Raw genomic sequence first — 3828 nt, 5'->3', positions numbered from 1 at the left:
AAGATAGCTTAATGCTAGAGAGGTTTACATATAAACCTCTCTAGCATATTTTTTTAAAAACTAACTTTCGTAACATTACCCGTACTTTTACTAATATTAAAAATGTAACTAATTGTTATTATAGAACGGTTGTACTATTACTCGACAAACATTAGAATTAATTATTAAAGAAAATAACTAGTTAAACATAAAACAATGGAGTAATGTTGAAAAAGCAATATGATGTAGTTATTCTTGGTGCTGGTATAAATGGAGTAGCAATTGCAAAAGCTTTGGCTATTACCGGAAAAAAAGTACTTGTTTTAGAAAAAAATCATATTGCTTTTGGTGCTTCTTCTAAATCTTCGCGCCTCATTCATGGTGGGCTTCGCTACCTAGAAGAGTATGAATTTTCTCTTATAAGAGAATCTTTGCAAGATCAGAAATACCTTTTAGATACTTACCCAGCTCTTGTCAAACTTCATCCTTTTTATTTTCCCGTATACAAAAATTCTAAACGTCCAGACTGGATGATTGGGCTTGGTTTATGGCTTTACAGCTTATTTGCAAAACATGGAAAAAAATCTGTTAAAGTTTCTAAGGAAGAGTTTTTTAGTGAATTTAAGAATATTAAAGACCAAAACATAAGAGCAGTTTTTAAATACTACGATGCAAAAACAGATGATGTTGCCCTCACACATAAAATAGCCTTAGAAGCTCAAGATGCAGGCGTGAACATACTCGAAAAGACACAACTCAAAGAACTTCACTTAGAGGACAATACAATAACTTTTGAGACTACTCAAGGAATCTTTGAAGCAAAACTTCTAATCAATGCTACGGGTGCGTGGATAGATGAGATAAACAAAAAATTTAACCTGCCTTCTTCTTACAGCATTGAAAAACTCAGTGGGATTCATATTGTTATAGACCGATTGCTTATTCCTGAACCTCTTCTCTTAGAAACAGCGAGTAAACGTATCTTTTTTATGATTCCTAATGGTGAGACAACTATCATAGGTACTACAGAGCGAAGTGAAAGCTCAAATATTGATGACATAAAGATTAATAACGAAGACATTGAGTACCTTTTACAAGAGAGTAACAAGTACCTTAAAACAGAATTATGTGCTAGTGACATCAAAGAGGTTTACATAGGAACAAGACCTATAATCAAAAGTAAAAAAGAGATTTCTAAAATGTCTAGAGAGTACAAGCTTGACTTGCACCATATTGCAAATACCAGAGTTCTTCATATATACGGTGGAAAACTAAGCACTTTCAATTCTTTGGCAAGAAAAGTAGTTAATCTTCTTTCAAAAAAATGATACAAGACTGGTAAAATGTAACTAATCGTTATTATAGAACGGTTATACTATTACTATACAAACATTAGAATTATTTATTAAAAAGAAGAAGGAGACATTATGAACTATTTAAAAAGTAAAGATTGGGAACTCTCAGAAAACTTTGTAACAGATGAAAAACTATTTAACAAAAGAAGAGAGTTTTTAAAGCTTGGAGCGGCATTGGCAGCGAGTAGTGTTAGTGTTATGGACTTGCCTGCAAAAGAGTTTGTACCAACTCCAAACTTAGAGTTTTTAAAAGACCTTAACTTAGAAAAGTTCAGACTAAATACATATGATCAAATAAGCTCTTATAACAATTTTTATGAGTTTAGTACAAATAAAAAAGCAGTTAAACCCTTAGCTAAAAACTTCAAGACTGATCCCTGGAAGATAAAAGTTGATGGGCTTGTTGAAAAACCATTTGAAATTGACATGCATAAGGTTATGTAAGAGTTTACGATGCAAGAGCGCATCTATCGTTTTAGATGTGTTGAGGGCTGGTCAATGGTTGTTCCTTGGGTTGGCTTTGAGTTACCACAACTAATCAAGTACTTAAAACCACTATCTAGTGCTAAGTATATTCGTTTTGAAACACTATATGACCCAGATCAGTTTCCTGACCAAAAGCGTGGTGTGCTTGCCGCAATTGAGTACCCTTATGTAGAAGCTCTGCGTATGGATGAAGCTATGAATCCTCTTAGCTTTATAGCTACTGGACTTTACAGGCATACATTACCACCTCAAAATGGTGCGCCTCTTCGTCTTATTACTCCTTGGAAGTATGGTTTTAAAAGTATAAAATCAATTGCAAAGATTACATTTACGGATACTGAGCCTATAAATACTTGGCAAAAGATTGCATCTAACGAGTATGGTTTCTTTGCAAACGTGAACCCAAATGTGGATCATCCTCGTTGGTCACAGGCAAGAGAAAGAGTTCTTGGAAAGTTTTTCAAGCAAGACACACTTATGTTTAATGGTTATGAAAAAGAAGTTGCACACTTGTATAAAGGTATAGATTTGAAGAAGTTATTTTGAAAAAGAAACTAGCCTTAGCATCTATATTATTATTGCCATTTATATTTTTGCTGTACATGTTATTTGTTGTAGAAGTGGAAGATCCTATAAAATATATATACACGATAACAGGAGCTACAGCTTTAATGCTCTTGTATATTACAACTATTATTTCTATGTTAAAAAAAGCTATAAACCTTGTTAAGTATCGTCGTATGGTAGGTCTATTTAGTTTTTTCTATGCTTTATTACATATGATTAACTTTGTTGTTTTAGATATGGAGTTAGATGCTGCATCTGTGATAAGTGAAACACTAAAAAGACCATTTATCTATCTTGGAACTATTTCCTTTTTGTTATTAGTTTTTATGAGTATTACGTCAACAAAAAAACTCTTTCCAAAATTTTATAAATACCACAAGGTAATATATATTTCTATTATACTTTCAAGCGTACACTTTGTTATGGCACAAAAAGCACTAAGTGTTGAACAATGGGTTTATCTTTCAATTATGCCAATAGTACTTGTTTTTAAATTATTACAACGTACAAAAATTATACACATCTAAGTATTAGTACAAACATTGTATTATTACTTCATCAAATAAAAGGAAGACAATATCAAGATAAAATTATTAACAATACTAAGTCTATTAGTATTAACTATAGGTTCAACTTCATTATCAGCAAAGCAAAGCCCTTTTCTTATCCAAGGGAAGATGCCACACCTTACAATGTTAGTAAAACAAAACTGGGATAATGAAGCGCTCGGATTTACAGAGCAACAAAGAGTAGAACTTAAAAAGATTAGACAAAGAACTATGAGTGGAGTTATGGGTTTAAAAGGTGAGATATTTCCTCTTGAGAAAAGTATAGTGAAAGCAAATGCAAATGGCGAAAAACCTGCACAAAAAGATGTTGAGAAGTTAGCTAAACTAAGAGCAGAAGCTACTATGATTCATCTAAATTGTATCTACGATACAAAAAAAGTTCTAAGTGAAAAACAACTACTTCTACTACTAAAATAATCTATGTGCAGTAGCTAAAAGCTACCGTACATGCATCTCCATGTCATCAAACTCATCAAGAGTTGGTTGAACTAACTTTGCATGACACCCTTCAATCTCTTGTTTTAAATGTTGATCTGAATTTTTATTATCACGGATTGCTGTATATATTCCAATATCAATCGTTTCTTCATACTTAATAAAGGTATCAAAGACATCATTTAATATTTTTAAGTCATCTGTTTCTTTTGCAACACTTACAACATGTGTTCTATCTTTCCATAACTCAGACAAAGAGTCTCTTTTAATTATGGCTTCTACTGCTACTTCCATTTCTTGTATATAATGTGAATGCATAACATATCCTTTTTATTTTTTTTAATAATTTTATTCTTATATTATATGTTAAAAAATATTAAAATAAAAGTAATTTATAATATTAATATTCAATATTTTATAATATCTTTTTCAAATAT

Annotated in this window: 4 protein-coding genes and 1 pseudogene; 4 read left to right on the top strand and 1 reads right to left on the bottom strand. The window is 31.4% G+C overall.

The window, feature by feature from the left end:
• The first annotated feature begins 206 nt into the window (after nt 1-206).
• The 4 genes and pseudogenes from QZZ48_RS14665 (at nt 207) to QZZ48_RS14650 (ending at nt 3373) form a co-directional block, all read left to right on the top strand.
• Nucleotides 207-1307 (top strand): FAD-dependent oxidoreductase, encoded by a 1101-nt coding sequence (locus QZZ48_RS14665; RefSeq protein WP_294967003.1) that lies wholly within the window; start codon nt 207-209, stop codon nt 1305-1307.
• Between the two features lie 99 nt (nt 1308-1406).
• A pseudogene (gene msrP / locus QZZ48_RS14660) lies at nt 1407-2366 on the top strand (protein-methionine-sulfoxide reductase catalytic subunit MsrP).
• The gene (locus QZZ48_RS14655) at nt 2363-2914 is read left to right on the top strand and encodes a ferric reductase-like transmembrane domain-containing protein (RefSeq protein ID WP_294967002.1); all 552 of its coding nucleotides are present in this window, start codon (nt 2363-2365) and stop codon (nt 2912-2914) included. Before msrP ends, QZZ48_RS14655 begins: the two are co-directional and overlap by 4 nt.
• A gap of 150 nt (nt 2915-3064) precedes the next feature.
• Entirely contained in the window at nt 3065-3373 is a 309-nt protein-coding gene (locus tag QZZ48_RS14650) for a hypothetical protein (RefSeq protein ID WP_294967001.1), read from the top strand.
• A 21-nt stretch (nt 3374-3394) separates the two neighbouring features.
• On the opposite strand, the gene QZZ48_RS14645 is transcribed toward QZZ48_RS14650, so the two are convergent.
• Entirely contained in the window at nt 3395-3709 is a 315-nt protein-coding gene (locus tag QZZ48_RS14645) for a hypothetical protein (protein ID WP_294967000.1), read from the bottom strand.
• Nucleotides 3710-3828: the final 119 nt, after the last annotated feature.

This window comes from Sulfurimonas sp., assembly GCF_016744025.1.
In the GTDB taxonomy this organism is placed as follows: Bacteria; Campylobacterota; Campylobacteria; order Campylobacterales; family Sulfurimonadaceae; genus Sulfurimonas.
This window is presented reverse-complemented; position numbering and strand designations above follow the sequence as displayed.

Bases quoted from the DNA above. Each gene is read 5' to 3' on its own strand.
- QZZ48_RS14645 (WP_294967000.1), bottom strand. From the start codon at position 3,709: ATGCATTCACATTATATACAAGAAATGGAAGTAGCAGTAGAAGCCATA.
- QZZ48_RS14650 (WP_294967001.1), top strand. From the start codon at position 3,065: ATGCCACACCTTACAATGTTAGTAAAACAAAACTGGGATAATGAAGCG.